Below are 16,634 nucleotides of genomic sequence, written 5' to 3'. Positions count from 1 at the left end.
CACTAGGCTCCACCGCCATGGACATGACTGACCGGGCGGTGGAGCTGTACTACCGGGCGGCCCGCCGCGACGCGTGGGAAGTGCTGCGCTGGCGTGCGGTGAAGGTGCCCGCGGGCCGCAAGGAGCTGCTGTTGTGGCTGGTGCTGCTCCCGCTCGTGGCGCCCGCGCTGGTCGTGGCCCAGCACGGCCGGGCGGTGGACCCGGCCTCCCTGGCCGTCGCGGGCGGGGTGGGGCTGGCCCTGGGCGCGGTCTGCCTCTGGCTGGAGCGGTGGCGGACGGCGCGCCGGATGTACCGGTGGGCCTCGGAGCACCGCGAGTACAGGCTGGTGGTCACCGGGCTCGGGATCCAGAACCACCGTCCCGACGGGACGGCGGTGGCCTACCGATGGGACAAGTACAAGGGCTGGGCCGAGACCCGGGGCCTGTTCGTCCTCGTGTTCATCAACGGGGACCTGGGCTGGGTGCCCAAGCGGGACGCCCAGGACCCCGACGATCTCGACCGGATCCGATCGCTCTTCGACCGGAACCTGACCCGTTGGGGCTGAGCCGCCCGCGCCGAGGGCCTGCCTTGAGCTAGCCGGCGGCCGCGCAGTCGGCGCAGGTGCCGAAGATCTCCACCGTGTGGGCGACGTTCACGTAGCCGTGTTCGGCCGCGATGGACTCGGCCCACTTCTCCACCGCCGGGCCCTCCACCTCGACCGCCTTGCCGCACTTGCGGCAGACCAGGTGGTGGTGGTGCTCGCCCGTGGAGCAGCGCCGGTAGACGGACTCGCCGTCGCTGGTGCGCAGGACGTCGACCTCGCCGGCGTCCGCCAGGGACTGGAGGGTGCGGTAGACGGTGGTCAGGCCCACCGAGTCACCGCGGTGCTTGAGCATGTCGTGCAGCTCCTGGGCGCTGCGGAACTCGTCCACCTCGTCCAGCGCCGCCGCGACGGCGGCCCGCTGCCGGGTGGATCGCCCTCGTACTGGCGCGGTATTCGTCTCGCCAGGCGCAGTCGCCACCGGTTCCTCCTCGTTTCGGCCTGCCGCCATTGTGCCAGGCGGCCGCCCGCCCTAGACCTTCACGTCGTCCTGGACGCAGACCTCCTCCGAGGCCCGGGAGGCCCGCGCGCGGCGCCTGGCCAGCGGGGCGGACAGGGCCGTCATCACCATGAAGACGCCGATGGCGAGCAGCACGATCGTGGCGCCCGACGGCGCGTCGATCTCGTACGTGACGGCCGTGCCCGCCAGGGAGACGGTGAGGCTGATCGCGACGGCCAGGCCCAGCGTGGCGGCGAAGCCCCGCGTGATCCGCTGGGCGGCCGCCACGGGGATCACCATCATGGCGCTGACCAGCAGCAGGCCGACGATGCGCATGGCGACGGTGACCGTGACGGCGGCGGTGACGGCGAGCAGCAGGTTCAGCGCGCGCACCGGCAGGCCGGTGACGCGGGCGAACTCCTCGTCCTGGCACACGGCGAAGAGCTGGCGGCGCATGCCGATGGTGACGGCGAGGACGAAGGCGGCGAGGATCGCCATCGCGGTGAGGTCCTCGGGCGCGACGGTGGTGATCGAGCCGAACATGGCGCTGAGCAGGCTGGTGGTGGAGCCGCCGCCGACGTTGATGATCATCACTCCGCCGGCCAGGCCGCCGTAGAAGAGCATCGAGAGGGCCACGTCGCCGCTGGTCTTGCCGCGGGAGCGGATCAGTTCCATGCCGACGGCCCCGAGGACCGCGATCAGGGTGGCCATCCACACGGGGCTGGTCCGCAGGACGAAGCCCAGCGCGACACCGGTCATGGCGACGTGGCCCAGGCCGTCGCCCATGACGGCCTGGCGGCGCTGGACGAGGTACGTGCCGATCGCGGGCGCGGTGATGCCCACGAGCGCGGCCGCGATCAGGGCCCGCTGCATGAAGGCGTAGTTCAGGAGGTCCATCAGCTCAGCAGTCCCGTCCGCAGGGGCTCGGCGTCGTGCGCCGCGTGGGGGTGTACGTGGTCGTGCCCGGGCAGGGCGTGCTGGCCCACGGCCTCCGGGGGCGGGCCGTCGTGCGTGACGCAGCCGTCGCGCAGGACGACGGCCCGGTCGATCAGGGGCTCCAGCGGGCCCAGCTCGTGCAGCACGAGCAGGACGGTGGTCCCGGCCTCCACCTGGCGGCGCACGGCCGTCGCCAGGACCTCCTGGTTGCCCAGGTCCACGCCCGCCATCGGCTCGTCCATGATCAGCAGTTCGGGTTCGACGGCGAGCGCCCGGGCGATGAGCACGCGCTGGTGCTGGCCGCCGGAGAGGGCGTTGACCGAGGCGTCGGCGTAGCCCTCCATGTCGACGAGGGACAGGGCGCGGTCGACGGCGGCGCGGTCGGCCTTGCGGAGCATCCCGAAGCGGGTGCGGGCGAGACGGCCGGAGGAGACGACCTCCCGGACGGTGGCCGGGACGCCGCTGGCGGCGGTGGTGCGCTGGGGGACGTAGCCGATCCGCGACCAGTCGCGGAAACGCTTGAAGTCGGTGCCGAAGAGGGAGAGGGTGCCGCCGGTGAGCGGGACCTGGCCGACGACGGCGCGGACGGCGGTGGACTTGCCGGAGCCGTTGGCGCCGAGCAGCGCGACGACCTCGCCGCGGTGGACGGTGAGGTCGATCCCGCGCAGCACGGGGCGCGAGCCGAGCGAGGCCGTGGCCCCGCGCAGGGATATGACGGGCTGGTCGTCGGCCCCTCGTGGCGTGGACTGCATGGCGCGCGCCTCCGTTGCTGCTGTCATCACTTGGCTCCGAGTGCCTTCTGGAGGTTCTTCAGGTTGGACCGCATGACCTCGAAGTAGTCGGCGCCCTGGGACGTGTCCGTGATTCCTTCGAGGGGGTCGAGCACGTCGGTGGTGAGCCCGGTGTCCCGGGCGAGGCTCGTGGCCGTCTTGTCGCTGGCCAGCGTCTCGAAGAAGACGGTGGTGACATTGTCCTTCTTCGCGACGGCCTGGAGGTCCTTCATCCGGGCCGGGCTGGGCTCGGCCTCGGGGTCGACGCCGGAGATGCCCTCCTGGTCGAGGCCGTAGCGCTCGGCGAGGTAGCCGAAGGCGGAGTGGGTGGTGATGAAGGTCCTGGACGCCGTGTTCTTCAGGCCGTCCTTGAACTCGGTGTCGAGCGCGGTCAGTTTCGCCACGAGCTCGCCGGTGTTCTTCTCGTACTCCGCGGCGTGGGCGGGGTCCGCCTTCTGCAGGGTGGCGCCGAGGCCCTTGGCGATCTCCGCGTACTTGGTGGGGTCGAGCCAGACGTGCGGGTCCCCGCCGGCTTCGTGGCCGTGGTCGTGGCCGTGCTCCTCGGCCTCCCCCTCCGCCGCGTGGTCGTGGCCCTCGTGGCCCTCGGCGCCGTGGACCTCCAGCCGGGTGAGGGCGGCCGCGTCGACGGTGTTCTTGACGCCGGACTGGGCGACGGCCTTGTCCACGGCGGGCTGGAGGCCCTTGAGGTAGAAGGCCAGGTCCGACTCGGAGAGCTGCGCGGTCTGCTTCGGCGTGATCTCCAGGTCGTGCGGCTCGACGCCCGGCTTGGTGAGGGTGGCGACCTCCACGTGCTCCTTGCCTATCTGCTCGGCGAGGAACTGCAGCGGGTAGAACGACGCCGTCACGTGGAGCTTGCCGTCCGCGGCGCCCGCCGCGCCGGAGCAGGCGGTGAGGGCCGTCGCGCCGAGGGCGACGGCGGCGGCGAGGGCAGCGCTGGGTATGAGGCGTCGTACGTTCATGACATCCATTTTCATCAAAGATGGAAACGGTTGTCAACAACCCTGGTCGGAGGGGTACCGGAGGCCGCGGAAGGGCATACCCGATTTGAAAGGGGGGGTGCGGGCGCCGGTAACCTGAGGCATTCGCGTTCGTCCTCGTAATGAAGAGAGCACCGTGGCCGCCGACAAGATCGAAACCATCGTCAGCCTGAGCAAGCGCCGTGGCTTCGTTTACCCGTGCAGTGACATCTACGGCGGCTCCAGGGCTGCCTGGGACTACGGCCCGCTTGGTGTCGAGCTCAAGGAGAACATCAAGCGCCAGTGGTGGAAGGCCATGGTCACCGGGCGTGAGGACGTCGTCGGCCTCGACTCCTCCGTGATCCTGGCCCCCGAGGTCTGGGTGGCCTCCGGTCACGTCGCCACGTTCTCCGACCCGCTGACGGAGTGCACCTCCTGCCACAAGCGCCAGCGCGCCGACCACCTGGAAGAGGCGTACGAGGCCAAGCACGGCCGCCTCCCCGCGAACGGCCTGGCCGACATCAACTGCCCGCACTGTGGCGTGAAGGGGCAGTTCACCGAGCCGAAGCAGTTCTCCGGCATGCTGGAGACGCACCTCGGCCCGACCCAGGACACCGGCTCGAAGGCGTACCTGCGCCCGGAGACCGCGCAGGGCATCTTCACCAACTTCGCCCACGTGCAGACCACCGCGCGCAAGAAGCCCCCGTTCGGCATCGCGCAGATGGGCAAGTCCTTCCGCAACGAGATCACGCCGGGCAACTTCATCTTCCGCACCCGCGAGTTCGAGCAGATGGAGATGGAGTTCTTCGTCAAGCCCGGCGAGGACGAGCAGTGGCAGGAGTACTGGATGCAGGAGCGGTGGAACTGGTACCGCGACCTCGGCATCCGCGAGGAGAACATCCGCTGGTACGAGCACCCGAAGGAGAAGCTGTCCCACTACTCGAAGCGCACCGCCGACATCGAGTACCGCTTCAACTTCGGTGGCAGTGAGTTCTCCGAGCTCGAGGGCGTCGCCAACCGCACCGACTTCGACCTCAAGGCCCACTCCGCCGCCTCCGGCCAGGACCTCGTGTACTTCGACCAGGAGACCAAGGAGAAGTACACCCCGTACGTCATCGAGCCGGCGGCCGGCGTCAACCGCGCCATGCTCGCCTTCATGCTCGACGCGTTCAACGAGGACGAGGCCCCCAACGCCAAGGGCGTCATGGAGAAGCGCACCGTGATGCGCTTCGACCCGCGCCTGGCCCCGATCAAGGTCGCCGTCCTGCCGCTGTCCCGCAACGCGCAGCTGTCGCCGAAGGCCAAGGGCCTCGCCGCAGACCTGCGCAAGTTCTGGAACATCGAGTTCGACGACGCGGGCGCCATCGGCCGCCGCTACCGCCGCCAGGACGAGATCGGTACGCCGTTCTGCGTCACCGTCGACTTCGACACCCTGGAAGACAACGCGGTGACCGTGCGCGAGCGCGACACCATGAAGCAGGAGCGCGTCTCCCTGGACCAGATCCAGAGCTACCTCGGTAGCCGCCTGCTGGGCTGCTAGTTCCCGCTGGAAGGCCGGTGGCCCGGTGCGCGATCCGCGCACCGGGCCACCGGCTTTTTCCCCGTGCCGTGCTGGTCAGGCAGCGGACCCCTCCGCGGCTGCGGCCGCCGCGGCCCGCTTCTCGCCCTCGGCCTTGGTGCGCTTGACGAAGCGGACCGTCCAGAGGGCCAGGCCGCCGAGCGTCCCGTAGATCATGAACGGGCTGAGGGCCACCATGGTGGAGGTGTCCAGCACGTACGACAGGACGATCCGGACCCCCGCCTCGACGAGGTAGACCACGCCCCAGACCAGGGTCATGCGGCGCTGGGCGTTGCGGAAGCCCTCGAACCGCCACAGGCCGTTGTAGTACGCCACACCCGCGGGGGTGCCATCCGTGCCGAACTTGCGGCCGAAGTAGAACATCAGCGGGCGCGGCGCGAGCAGCGTGGCCAGGCACAGGAGGCCGAACAGCCCCGTGACGGCGGAGTCCTTGACCAGCAGGGCGTGGGCGGACTGGGCGCCGACGAGGGAGACGGCGGCGGTGATCGCCAGGAACACCAGGGTGACGACGGCGAACTCGTCGAGCTTGCGCCGCCAGGCCACCATGATGACGCTGTCGAGCACCGGCCAGGCACCGCTGACCAGCAGCGCCGAGGCCTCGCTCCAGCCGTGGTCCTCGGTGAGGACGTTGTAGGTGACGATCGGCGCGACCACGTTGAAGGCGATGGTCAGGAGCAGGCCGACGGCGGCCGCGCCGCCGGAGCGTGCGGGAGGCGCGGGTGGTGCTGCTGCGGTGGACACGGTTCCCCCTGGGACGTACCTGATGAGTGCGGTAGGGGGACCGTAGGGAACGGTTACTGACATGTACAAGTCGGCATGGCCCCAAATGATCGCCAAGCCGTCCGGAGGGCATCATTCCGCCCAACGGGACCCACAGAGGGGCCAGTTCAGGGTCGCAGGCCCCGGATGAGCAGGGCCGTGACCGCCTCGAACTCCGTGAGGATCGTGGGGGAGAGCCAGTCCTCCACGTACTGCGGGTCGTGGAACCGCCCGGTGGCGTCGAAGACGGCGCGGGCGGCCGCCGCGGCGTCGGGCGCGGCCAGCGTGCCGGCCGCGACCCCCTCGGAGATGATCCGGGTCAGCTGGGCGATCAGTTCGCTGAGGTGGGCGTCGACCACCCCACTGCTCTCGCCGAGCAGCACCGTGTACGTCGCGAACAGCTCGGGGTCATCGCCCGCCTTGTGCCGCTTGGCCTCGAAGAGGGCCTCCAGCCAGGCCTCCAGCTTGGAGGGCGCGGGCTCGTCCGGAGCGGAGGCGATCCTCTCCAGCATGACCACGCTCTTGGCGAGCCAGCGGTCGGTGACCGCCTCGCGCAGCGCCGCCTTCGACGGGAAGTGCCGGTAGACGCTGCCGTGGCTGACCCCCAGGGCGCGCGCGACGTCGACCACGGTCGCCTTGGTGGGGCCGAAGCGGCGCAGCACCTCCTCGGTGGTCTCGAGGATGCGCTCGGGGGTGAGGGGCTCGGCGGCAGCGGACGGCATGGGTACGACCGTACCGCCAGCTCAGTGTTCGCTGTCGAGGTGGGCCATCTGCGCCGCCGGATAGCGCTCCCCGGCCGCCGCCCCCGCGGGGACGGCCTCCTCGACGGCGGCGAGGTCGGCCGCGGTCAGCTCCACGTCCATGGCACCCAGTGCCTCGGTCAGGCGGTCCCGGCGCCGCGCCCCCACGAGCGGCACCACGTCCTCGCCGCGGGCGAGCACCCAGGCGATCGCGGTCTGGGCGACGGTGACCCCCTTCTCCTCGGCGACCTTGCGCAGGGCCTCGACCAGGTCGAGGTTGCGGTGCAGGTTGTCGCCCTGGAAGCGCGGGCTCATGCCGCGGAAGTCGCCCGGGGCCAGGGACCGGTCGCGGGTGAAGTGACCGCTGATCAGGCCCCGGGACAGCACCCCGTAGGCCGTGACGCCTATCCCGAGCTCGCGGGCGGCCGGCAGGATCCGGTCCTCGATGCCGCGCGAGATCAGGGAGTACTCGATCTGGAGGTCCGAGATCGGGGCGACGGCGGCCGCCCGGCGCAGGGTGTCCGCGCCGACCTCGGAGAGGCCGATGTGCCGTACGTGCCCGGCCTGGACGGCCTCGGCGATGGCGCCGACCGTCTCCTCGATCGGGACGTCCGGATCGACGCGGGCGATCCGGTAGATGTCGATGTGGTCCCGGCCGAGCCGCTGGAGGGAGTAGGCCAGGAAGTTCCTCACGGCCTCGGGCCGGCCGTCGTACCCGGTGAAACCGCCCTCGACCGTGCGCAGGGCGCCGAACTTGACGCTGGTCAGTGCCTGCTCCCGGGCCGCGGCCGGGGCCGTGCGCAGGGCCTCGTTGATCAGCAGTTCGTTGTGGCCCATGCCGTAGAAGTCGCCGGTGTCGAGCAGGGCGCCCATGCCCTGCGGGACGGCCTCCAGGTAGGCGTGGATCGTCGCGAGGGACTCGGCCCGGTCGGCCTCTCCGTAGAGGGCGGACATGCCCATGCAGCCGAGCCCCAGGGGGAAGACGGCCGGGCCGGTGGCGCCGAGCCTGCGGGCGGTGGCCGGGATGGGGGTGGTGGTGCTCACGTTCGTCGTCATGCAAGAAGAATGGCATGACCGATGACAGATTTCAATATCTGTCACTCGTCAGTGCGTGAGGGCTCGGCGGGGCGCACGGGAGGTGGGGCGGGGCGGGTCAGCCCGCCGGGGCGGGGCCCGGGGCCGGGGGCAGGCCGCCGTCCCGGAGGTGGCCGGTGCCGTGCTCCGGCGGCGGGGGAGCGGAGGGCGCACCGGCGGACGGCTCGAGCGCCCGGGCCGTGCGCAGCGCCGTGGCCCGCGCCCACGGGCCGGTGGTGACCGCGCCGACGACCAGGACCAGCAGCGCGCAGCCGGTGATGATCCACCAGGCCGGCCGGGTGGCCGTCGCGAAGTCCCCGCCCCCCGCGGTGCCGGCCGCCAGCACCGCGCCGATCACGGCCACGCCGAGCGCCCCGCCGGTCTGCCGGCTGGTGGAGGCCACCGCTGCCGCCACCCCCGCCTGGGCGCGCGGCATACCCGACACGGCCGTGTTGGTGATGGGGGCGTTGACCAGGCCGAAGCCGATGCCGAAGAGCACGTATCCGGTGAACATCAGCGGGGTGGAGGTCTCCGCCGAGAACGCCGCGAAGAGCAGCCCGCTCGCCCCCATGGCCACGCCCGAGATCAGCAGGGACGGCCGCGGCCCGTGGCTGGCCACCAGCCGCCCCGACACCGGCGCGCACAGGAAGGCGAACGCGGCCATCGGCAGCATGTGCAGCCCGGCGTCCAGGGCGTCGAGCCCCCGCACCTCCTGGAGGTAGAGGGTGGTCACGAAGAGGAAGCCGGAGAGCGAGGCGAAGGTGCTGACCGCGATCACCGTCGCCCCGCTGAAGGGGGCGCTGCGGAAGAACCGGGGGTCGATCAGCGGGTCCGCCCGCCGGGACTCGTAGACGAGCAGCCCGGCCAGGGCGGCCGCGGCGCCCAGCGCGCACCCGAGGATCGGCGGCGACCGCCAGCCCTCCGCGGGGGCCTCGATGATCGCGTACGTCATCCCGCCCAGCAGCACCATGACCAGCAGCTGGCCCACCGGGTCCGGCCGGCGGGGGCGCTCGGACCGGGACTCCGGGACGTGGCGCAGGGTCAGCACGAGGGCCAGCAGCCCGACGGGCAGGTTGACCCAGAAGATGGACCGCCAGCCCACCGAGTCCACGAGCAGCCCGCCGACCAGCGGCCCGGCGGCCATCGAGATGCCGACCACGGCACCCCAGACCCCGATGGCGCGGGCGCGCTCCTTCGGGTCCGTGAAGGTGTTGGTGATGATCGACATGGCGACGGGATTGAGCATCGCCCCGCCGACCGCCTGGAGCATCCGGAAGGCGATCAGCCACTCCAGGCCGGGCGCCAGGGAGCACAGCACCGAGCCCGCCGTGAAGAGGACCAGCCCCCAGGCGAAGACCTTGCGGCGCCCGATCCGGTCCGCGGTGGAGCCCGCCAGGATCAGCAGCGAGGCGATCACCACGGTGTAGGCGTCGATGGTCCACTGCATGCCCGCGACCGAGGCGTCGAACTCGCGGCGCATCGCCGGGAGGGCCACGTTCAGGACGGTGTTGTCGAGGCTGACGATCAGCAGGCTCATGCAGCAGATCGCCAGGACGAGCAGGCGACGCCTGCGGCTCATGTGATCCACGTCACTGGTGTGATGCATACCGCCGATAGTACGGATAACTAACGAACGGTGCGTGCGCGAGAATGGGGGGATGACCACGCTCCCTCCGCCCCTCGCGATCGGCCCGCACACCGTGCAGCCCCCCGTGGTGCTCGCGCCCATGGCCGGCATCACCAATGCCCCGTTCCGTACGCTCTGCCGCGAGTTCTCGGGCGGCAAGGGGCTGTTCGTCAGCGAGATGATCACGACGCGCGCCCTGGTCGAGCGCAACGAGAAGACCATGCAGCTGATCCACTTCGACGCGACGGAAAAGCCGCGCTCGATTCAGCTGTACGGGGTCGACCCGGTGACCGTCGGCAAGGCCGTCCGCATGATCGTCGAAGAGGACCGCGCCGACCACATCGACCTCAACTTCGGCTGCCCGGTCCCCAAGGTCACCCGCAAGGGCGGCGGCTCGGCCCTCCCGTACAAGCGCAACCTGCTGCGCGCGATCCTGCGCGAGGCCGTCGCGGGCGCCGGCGACCTGCCGGTGACGATGAAGATGCGCAAGGGCATCGACGACGACCACCTCACCTACCTGGACGCGGGCCGGATCGCCGTCGAGGAGGGGGTCACCGCCATCGCCCTGCACGGCCGCACCACCGCCCAGCACTACGGCGGCACCGCCGACTGGGAGGCGATCGCCCGGCTCAAGGAGCATGTGCCGGAGATCCCGGTGCTCGGCAACGGCGACATCTGGTGCGCGGAGGACGCGCTGCGCATGGTCCGGGAGACCGGCTGCGACGGCGTGGTGGTGGGGCGCGGCTGCCTGGGACGGCCGTGGCTGTTCAACGACCTGGTGGCCGCCTTCGAGGGCCGGCCCGAGGACTTCCACAAGCCGACCCTGCGCGAGGTCGCGGGCACCATGCTGCGGCACGCGCAGCTGCTGGGGGAGTGGATCGGCGACGAGGCGCGCGGCGTGATCGATTTCCGTAAGCACGTGGCCTGGTACCTCAAGGGTTTCGCCGTCGGTTCGGAGATGCGGGGCAAGCTGGCGGTCACCTCCTCCCTGGCCGAACTGAACGCTCATCTGAGCGATCTTGATCTGGACCAGCCGTGGCCCGACGGAGCGGACGGCCCGCGAGGCCGTACGTCCGGAAACAACCGGGTTGTCCTGCCCGAGGGCTGGTTGAAGGATCCCTACGACTGCGCCGGTGTGACCGAGGACGCCGAGCTGGACACGTCCGGAGGCTGAGAAATCGCCCTCCGTGCCGCGTGATATACGCCACGCATGGGAGAGGTTTCGCTCAGATGAGCGCTTAAGTCACGGGTAAGACTTTCAAAGGGTGGCACTGGGTGCCACCCTTTGTCCGTTCAAGAGTTGAACGCAAATGTATCGATGATCGCTCATCCGAGCGGGATCAGGCCTCAAGGGCCTGTTCACGCTTCGGCTTCTGAAGGCTCTTCGGGTGATCGCATTACCGATCGGTTACTTTCGATACGGTGGCGCACGGGTGGTTACAGCCCCATGACCGCCAAGTGGACGTACCGATAAGCCTTCGATCTGGGTATGTTCCTGGCCGTCAGGGCAGCCACCCGAGTCCTCGAGGAGTCGAGACCCGTGTCGGAAAACAAAGATCAGAAGTTCGTCTACGACTTCACCGAGGGCAACCGGGACCTCAAGGACCTTCTCGGCGGCAAGGGGGCCAACCTCGCCGAGATGACCAACCTCGGTCTCCCGGTCCCCCCCGGCTTCACCATCACCACCGAGGCCTGCAAGGTCTACCTCGAGAGCGGCTCGGCCCCGGCCGCGCTGCGCGACGAGGTCAGCGCGCACCTCGCCGCCCTCGAGGCGAAGATGGGCAAGAAGCTCGGCCAGTCGGACGACCCGCTGCTGGTCTCCGTCCGCTCCGGCGCGAAGTTCTCCATGCCGGGCATGATGGACACGGTCCTCAACATCGGCCTCTCCGACGAGTCCGTCACCGGCCTCGCCACCCAGGCCGGCAACGAGCGCTTCGCGTGGGACTCGTACCGCCGCCTCATCCAGATGTTCGGCAAGACCGTCCTCGACATCGACGGCGAGCTCTTCGAGGACGCCCTCGACGAGGCCAAGGCCGCCAAGAAGGTCGCCGTCGACACCGACCTCGACGCCGCCGACCTGAAGAAGCTGGTCAAGGTCTTCAAGAAGATCGTCGCGAAGGAGGCCGGCCGGGAGTTCCCGCAGGACGCCCGCGAGCAGCTCGACCTCGCCGTCGAGGCCGTCTTCAACTCCTGGAACACCGACCGCGCCAAGCTCTACCGCCGCCAGGAGCGCATCCCCAGCGACCTGGGCACCGCCGTCAACATCTGCTCCATGGTCTTCGGCAACCTCGGCCCCGACTCCGGCACCGGCGTCGCCTTCACCCGCGACCCCGCCAGCGGCCACCAGGGCGTCTACGGCGACTACCTGCAGAACGCCCAGGGCGAGGACGTCGTCGCGGGCATCCGCAACACCGTCCCGCTGGCGGACCTGGAGGGCATCGACAAGGCCTCCTACGACCAGCTCATGACGATCATGGAGACGCTGGAGACCCACTACAAGGATCTCTGCGACATCGAGTTCACCATCGAGCGCGGCCAGCTGTGGATGCTCCAGACCCGCGTCGGCAAGCGCACCGCCGGCGCCGCCTTCCGCATCGCCACCCAGCTCGTGGACCAGGGCCTGATCGACGAGGCCGAGGCGCTCCAGCGCGTCACCGGCCACCAGCTGGCGCAGCTGATGTTCCCGCGCTTCGACGAGAACGCGAAGACCGAACTGCTCGGCCGCGGCATCGCCGCCTCCCCGGGCGCGGCGGTCGGCAAGGCCGTCTTCGACTCGTACACGGCCGTCAAGTGGTCCCGTTCCGGCGAGAAGGTCATCCTGATCCGCCGCGAGACCAACCCGGACGACCTCGACGGCATGATCGCCTCCGAGGGCATCCTGACCTCGCGCGGCGGCAAGACCTCGCACGCCGCCGTCGTCGCCCGCGGCATGGGCAAGACCTGCGTCTGCGGCGCCGAGGAGCTCGACGTCGACACCAAGCGCCGCCGGATGACGGTCGGCGAGACGGTCATCGAAGAGGGCGACGTCGTCTCCATCGACGGCTCCACCGGCAAGGTCTACCTCGGCGAGGTACCGGTCGTACCGTCCCCGGTCGTCGAGTACTTCGAGGGCCGCATGCACGCCGGCGCCGACGACGCCGACGAACTCGTCGCCGCCGTCCACCGGATCATGGCGTACGCGGACCGTGTCCGCCGCCTGCGGGTGCGCGCCAACGCCGACAACGCCGAGGACGCGCTGCGCGCCCGCCGCTTCGGCGCCCAGGGCATCGGCCTGTGCCGTACCGAGCACATGTTCCTCGGTGAGCGCCGCGAGCTGGTCGAGCGCCTGATCCTCGCCGACACCGACGGCGAGCGCGAGCAGGCACTCAGTGCCCTCCTGCCGCTGCAGAAGCAGGACTTCGTCGAGCTGTTCGAGGCGATGGACGGCCTGCCCGTCACCGTCCGCCTCCTCGACCCGCCGCTGCACGAGTTCCTGCCCGACATCACCGAGCTGTCGGTGCGCGTCGCGCTCGCCGAGTCCCGCAAGGACGCCAACGAGAACGACCTGCGCCTGCTCCAGGCCGTGCACAAGCTGCACGAGCAGAACCCGATGCTGGGTCTGCGCGGTGTCCGCCTGGGCCTGGTCATCCCCGGCCTGTTCAAGATGCAGGTACGGGCGATCGCCGAGGCCGCGGCCGAGCGCAAGAACGCCAAGGGCGACCCGCGCGCCGAGATCATGGTTCCGCTCGTCGGCACCGTCCAGGAGCTGGAGATCGTCCGCGAGGAGGCCGACGCGGTCATCGCCGAGGTCGAGGCCGCCACCGGCACCAGCCTCAAGCTGACCATCGGCACGATGATCGAGCTGCCGCGCGCCGCCCTGACGGCCGGCCAGATCGCCGAGGCCGCGCAGTTCTTCTCCTTCGGTACGAACGACCTGACCCAGACGGTGTGGGGCTTCTCCCGCGACGACGTCGAGGCCAGCTTCTTCACCGCGTACCTGGAGAAGGGCATCTTCGGGGTCTCGCCCTTCGAGACCATCGACAAGGACGGCGTCGGCTCGCTGGTCCGCAGCGCGGTCCAGTCCGGCCGGGCCACCCGCCCCGACCTGAAGCTCGGCGTCTGCGGTGAGCACGGCGGCGACCCGGAGTCGGTGCACTTCTTCCACGAGGTCGGCCTCGACTACGTCTCCTGCTCGCCCTTCCGGATCCCGGTGGCGCGCCTGGAGGCGGGCCGCGCCGCCGCCGAGTCGAAGGGCTCCGACAGCCGCTGAGCCCCCGCGGGGCCTCTCGGGGCCCCGCACCCGGCCCGCCGGCCCCCAGGGGCCGCCGCGAGCCCTCCTGACTGCGCCCTCCCCCGGTTCCCTGACTGCCGGGGGCGGGCGCATCCATTTTCGGGGCCTCGCGCCGGGCCGCGCCCGTATCGCGAAATTTTCAACAATGTCATTACGGCGCCAGGCGGTGGACGGATCCCCACCCGTCCACCGCCTGCCGCCTATCCGCCAGGCACGTCGGCGCTTCCCGGTGCGACCGACCGCCAGGCCCCGCAAAGCCCCCCACGGCCTTCACGGAGCGTTTCGGTCGCGCCGGAGTGTGCCTGGCGGACTACAGGATTTCGCTTGTCACGCCCCTGCCGAAAGGGGTTTCAACTGTGGCCGAAAGGGCGTGGTGACCACGTGTGACGGCGTGCATACTCATGGGGCGGGGGGATTGCGGTTGCACAGGTGGGGGTTCGGTGCTTCGTATCCATTTCACTGGAGTGGACCTGGCACGCGTACGGATGGCAGGGCGTCCCGATGCGTTGTGGGAAACGATTCTTAGTTTTCATCGCTTAAGAGACCGGCGTGACGCCCGGTTCTTCGGCGAATGGCGCACAGAAACCCGGAGCCGGTTGAATGGTGAAACAAGACTGCTGAGCGCGCTCATACCGGCTCGCGGCTATTTCCCCGATTTCCTCACCCCGGCCGAGGGCCAGTACGGCTGGGACCTCGGGCTCGACGCGCTGCGCGGGCTGCGCCCCGAACGGCTGCGCCGGGAGCTGTCCCTCGTGGGCTCCGGCGCCGGGACGGGATTCGGCGCGGCCTTCGGGACCCCGCCGCCGGCCCGGCTGCGGGAGCTGATGGACGGCGGCACCAAGCACCTGCCCCGGCTGCTGGGCGAGCTGCGCGCGTACCACCGGGCGGCCGTGGAGCCGTACTGGACCCACATCCAGGCCCAGATCGAGGCGGAACGGGCGGCGCGCGGCCGCGCCCTCCTCGACGGGGGCGCGGACGAGCTGCTGGCCTCGCTGCCGCCCATGCTGCGCTGGCGGGCCCCGGTGCTGGAGTGCGAGTACCCGGTGGACCGGGACGTACGGCTGCGCGGGCGCGGGCTGCTGCTCCAGCCGTCCTTCTTCTGCCGGCGCACCGCGGTGACCCTGCACGACCCGGAGCTGCCGCCGGTGCTGGTCTACCCGGCCGCCGCCCAGCTCGCCTCCGCGGCGGCGGGCGGGGAGGCCGCCCGGCCCGCCGAGGAGCAGCGCCAGCGCACGCTCGGCAAGCTGGTGGGCCACACCCGCTCGGTGGTGCTGCGGGCCATCGGCGACGGGGCCACCACCAGCGAACTGGCCCGCCGGGCCGGGGTCTCGCTGGCCTCCGCGAGCCAGCACGCCTGCGTGATGCGGGAGGCGGGGCTGGTGACCACCCTGCGCCACGGCAACGCCGTCCTGCACACGGTGACGCCGCTGGGCGCGGCCCTGCTCAAGGGCGGCGCGGTGGTCTCCTGAAGGATCGGTTCGCCAGTGGCTTCGCCGGAACGTGCCGGAGCCCGGCGGGGAGGCACAGGCCCTCCTCGCCGGGCTCCGGCCGCGGTGCGACCGGTACGGCCGGTCAGGAGCCCCGCGTCAGACGCGGAAGGGACCGGTCACCTCGTAGGTGATGCCGCCGCTGGAGGAGCCGCTCGTACCGCGCTGGCTGCTGAAGTACAGCCGGCTGCCGTTCGGCGAGAAGGCCGGGCCGGTGATCTCCGAGGAGGACTGGCCGGTGACCCGCAGGAAGGGCGCCACCACGTCGTCCGGGGTGATCAGGCAGATCTCCATGGTGCCGCCGTCCTCGGCGACGTAGAGGTCGCCGTAGGCGGACCCGGTGACGTTGTCGACGCCGGTCAGCGGCGCCGCGCCGCCCGGGACCAGGGAGTCGTCGTAGGCCAGCTCGTAGGTGCCGGCGGCGAGGTCGAGCTGCCAGACCCGGTTGTCGCCCTTGGTCGTGAACCAGACGGTGTCGTTCGCGTAGTGGCAGCCCTCGCCGCCGTTGAACTGCTTCGCGCCGGAGACCTGGGAGCGGGTGGCGGTCGGCGAGCCGTCGGGGTCCGGCACGTTCTGCCAGCTGAAGGAGCCGGAGGTCCCGCTTCCGGCGACCATGACCTGGAGCGTGCCGGAGGAGAGGCTGCCCCAGGTGGTCGGCACGAACCGGTAGAAGCAGCCGTTCGTCTCGTCCTCGGTCAGGTACACCACCCGGCGCACCGGGTCGGCCGCCGCCGCCTCGTGTTTGAACCGGCCCATCGCGGGCCGCTGCACGGCCGCGTTGACCCCGTACGGGTCGGTCTCGTAGACGTAGCCGAGGCTGACCTCCTCGCACGAGAGCCAGGTGTTCCACGGGGTCTTGCCGCCCGCGCAGTTCTGCCGGGTGTTCGACAGGATCCGGTACGCCCCGGTCACTGTGCCCGAGGAGTCGAACTTCACCGCGCTCGCGCCGCCGCCCGGGTTGACCTCCGAGTTCGAGACGTAGATCCAGCCGGTGCCGTCCGCGAAGCAGGCGCCGCCGTCGGGGGCGCTGTGCCAGGTGTACGAGGTGCCGCTCACCGTCTGCGAGGAGCGGGCGATGACCCGGCTGCTGAAACCGGCCGGCAGCATGATCCCGTTCGCGTCCGCCGCCCCGAGGGCGCCGTAGGGGCCGGCGCCGGGCTGGGCCGGCGCGGCGTGGGCGGCCCCGTGCGTGAGGGTGCCGGCGAAGGCGGCGGCCGAGGTGCCGATGACGGCACCGCGCAGGAAGGTACGACGTTCCACGGTCACTCCTGTGGGAGGAGGGCCCCGCACCCGGTCGGGCGCGGGGTCGCACGCGTGGAGGAACCTAGGGGCTCCGCATGGACGCCACGACAACGGCGCATGACGCGGGAGCGACCGGCTCGCGGTCGCTCCCGC

14 protein-coding genes are annotated in these 16,634 nt (G+C 70.9%); 5 read left to right on the top strand and 9 right to left on the bottom strand.

From position 1 onward, the window contains the following. Positions 1 to 17: 17 nt before the first annotated feature. Positions 18 to 545: a YcxB family protein gene (locus ACZ501_RS03245; protein ID WP_468792124.1), complete on the top strand. Its 528-nt coding sequence runs from the start codon at positions 18 to 20 to the stop codon at positions 543 to 545. 28 nt (positions 546 to 573) lie between these two features. Here ACZ501_RS03245 and ACZ501_RS03240 read toward each other — a convergent pair whose 3' ends face one another. The 4 genes from ACZ501_RS03240 to ACZ501_RS03225 are packed head-to-tail and all read right to left on the bottom strand — an operon-like array spanning position 574 to position 3,706. After that, positions 574 to 1,002 carry a Fur family transcriptional regulator gene (locus tag ACZ501_RS03240; RefSeq protein WP_361603930.1) on the bottom strand — a complete coding sequence of 143 codons (429 nt, stop codon included), beginning with the start codon at positions 1,000 to 1,002 and terminating at the stop codon, positions 574 to 576. Between the two features lie 51 nt (positions 1,003 to 1,053). Beyond that, complete coding sequence (locus ACZ501_RS03235; protein ID WP_361603927.1) at positions 1,054 to 1,917, bottom strand: metal ABC transporter permease; 864 nt, start codon at positions 1,915 to 1,917, stop codon at positions 1,054 to 1,056. Beyond that, positions 1,917 to 2,735, bottom strand: a complete 819-nt coding sequence (locus ACZ501_RS03230) for a metal ABC transporter ATP-binding protein (protein WP_468792121.1) — start codon at positions 2,733 to 2,735, stop codon at positions 1,917 to 1,919. Before ACZ501_RS03230 ends, ACZ501_RS03235 begins: the two co-directional genes overlap by 1 nt. Continuing rightward, positions 2,735 to 3,706, bottom strand: a complete 972-nt coding sequence (locus ACZ501_RS03225; RefSeq protein ID WP_468792119.1) for a metal ABC transporter substrate-binding protein — start codon at positions 3,704 to 3,706, stop codon at positions 2,735 to 2,737. Before ACZ501_RS03225 ends, ACZ501_RS03230 begins: the two co-directional genes overlap by 1 nt. Positions 3,707 to 3,860: 154 nt before the next feature. Between ACZ501_RS03225 and ACZ501_RS03220 the strand changes: the two genes are divergently transcribed. Then, positions 3,861 to 5,243: a glycine--tRNA ligase gene (locus ACZ501_RS03220; protein ID WP_361603921.1), complete on the top strand. Its 1,383-nt coding sequence runs from the start codon at positions 3,861 to 3,863 to the stop codon at positions 5,241 to 5,243. Between the two features lie 75 nt (positions 5,244 to 5,318). Here the strand turns inward: ACZ501_RS03220 and ACZ501_RS03215 are convergent, their stop codons facing one another. The 4 genes from ACZ501_RS03215 to ACZ501_RS03200 all read right to left on the bottom strand — a co-directional run bounded on the left by ACZ501_RS03215 (position 5,319) and on the right by ACZ501_RS03200 (position 9,461). Then, entirely contained in the window at positions 5,319 to 6,023 is a 705-nt protein-coding gene (locus tag ACZ501_RS03215) for a VC0807 family protein (RefSeq protein WP_468792116.1), read from the bottom strand. Between the two features lie 146 nt (positions 6,024 to 6,169). Beyond that, positions 6,170 to 6,763 (bottom strand): TetR/AcrR family transcriptional regulator, encoded by a 594-nt coding sequence (locus ACZ501_RS03210; protein WP_468792113.1) that lies wholly within the window; start codon positions 6,761 to 6,763, stop codon positions 6,170 to 6,172. Between the two features lie 21 nt (positions 6,764 to 6,784). Further along, entirely contained in the window at positions 6,785 to 7,837 is a 1,053-nt protein-coding gene (locus ACZ501_RS03205; RefSeq protein ID WP_468792110.1) for an aldo/keto reductase, read from the bottom strand. Between the two features lie 97 nt (positions 7,838 to 7,934). Continuing rightward, positions 7,935 to 9,461: an MFS transporter gene (locus tag ACZ501_RS03200; RefSeq protein ID WP_468792107.1), complete on the bottom strand. Its 1,527-nt coding sequence runs from the start codon at positions 9,459 to 9,461 to the stop codon at positions 7,935 to 7,937. A 52-nt stretch (positions 9,462 to 9,513) separates the two neighbouring features. Between ACZ501_RS03200 and dusB the strand changes: the two genes are divergently transcribed. The 3 genes from dusB (at position 9,514) to ACZ501_RS03185 (ending at position 15,221) form a co-directional block, all read left to right on the top strand. Beyond that, the gene (gene dusB, locus ACZ501_RS03195) at positions 9,514 to 10,656 is read left to right on the top strand and encodes a tRNA dihydrouridine synthase DusB (protein WP_361603906.1); all 1,143 of its coding nucleotides are present in this window, start codon (positions 9,514 to 9,516) and stop codon (positions 10,654 to 10,656) included. A 366-nt stretch (positions 10,657 to 11,022) separates the two neighbouring features. Continuing rightward, entirely contained in the window at positions 11,023 to 13,731 is a 2,709-nt protein-coding gene (ppdK, locus tag ACZ501_RS03190) for a pyruvate, phosphate dikinase (RefSeq protein ID WP_361603903.1), read from the top strand. Positions 13,732 to 14,192: 461 nt separating this feature from the next. Next, positions 14,193 to 15,221, top strand: a complete 1,029-nt coding sequence (locus tag ACZ501_RS03185; protein ID WP_361603900.1) for an ArsR/SmtB family transcription factor — start codon at positions 14,193 to 14,195, stop codon at positions 15,219 to 15,221. A gap of 117 nt (positions 15,222 to 15,338) precedes the next feature. Here the strand turns inward: ACZ501_RS03185 and ACZ501_RS03180 are convergent, their stop codons facing one another. Beyond that, positions 15,339 to 16,499 carry an alkaline phosphatase PhoX gene (locus tag ACZ501_RS03180; RefSeq protein ID WP_361603897.1) on the bottom strand — a complete coding sequence of 387 codons (1,161 nt, stop codon included), beginning with the start codon at positions 16,497 to 16,499 and terminating at the stop codon, positions 15,339 to 15,341. Between the last annotated feature and the right edge of the window lie 135 nt (positions 16,500 to 16,634).

It is taken from the genome of Streptomyces sp. NPDC034085 (assembly GCF_055575555.1).
This window is presented reverse-complemented; position numbering and strand designations above follow the sequence as displayed.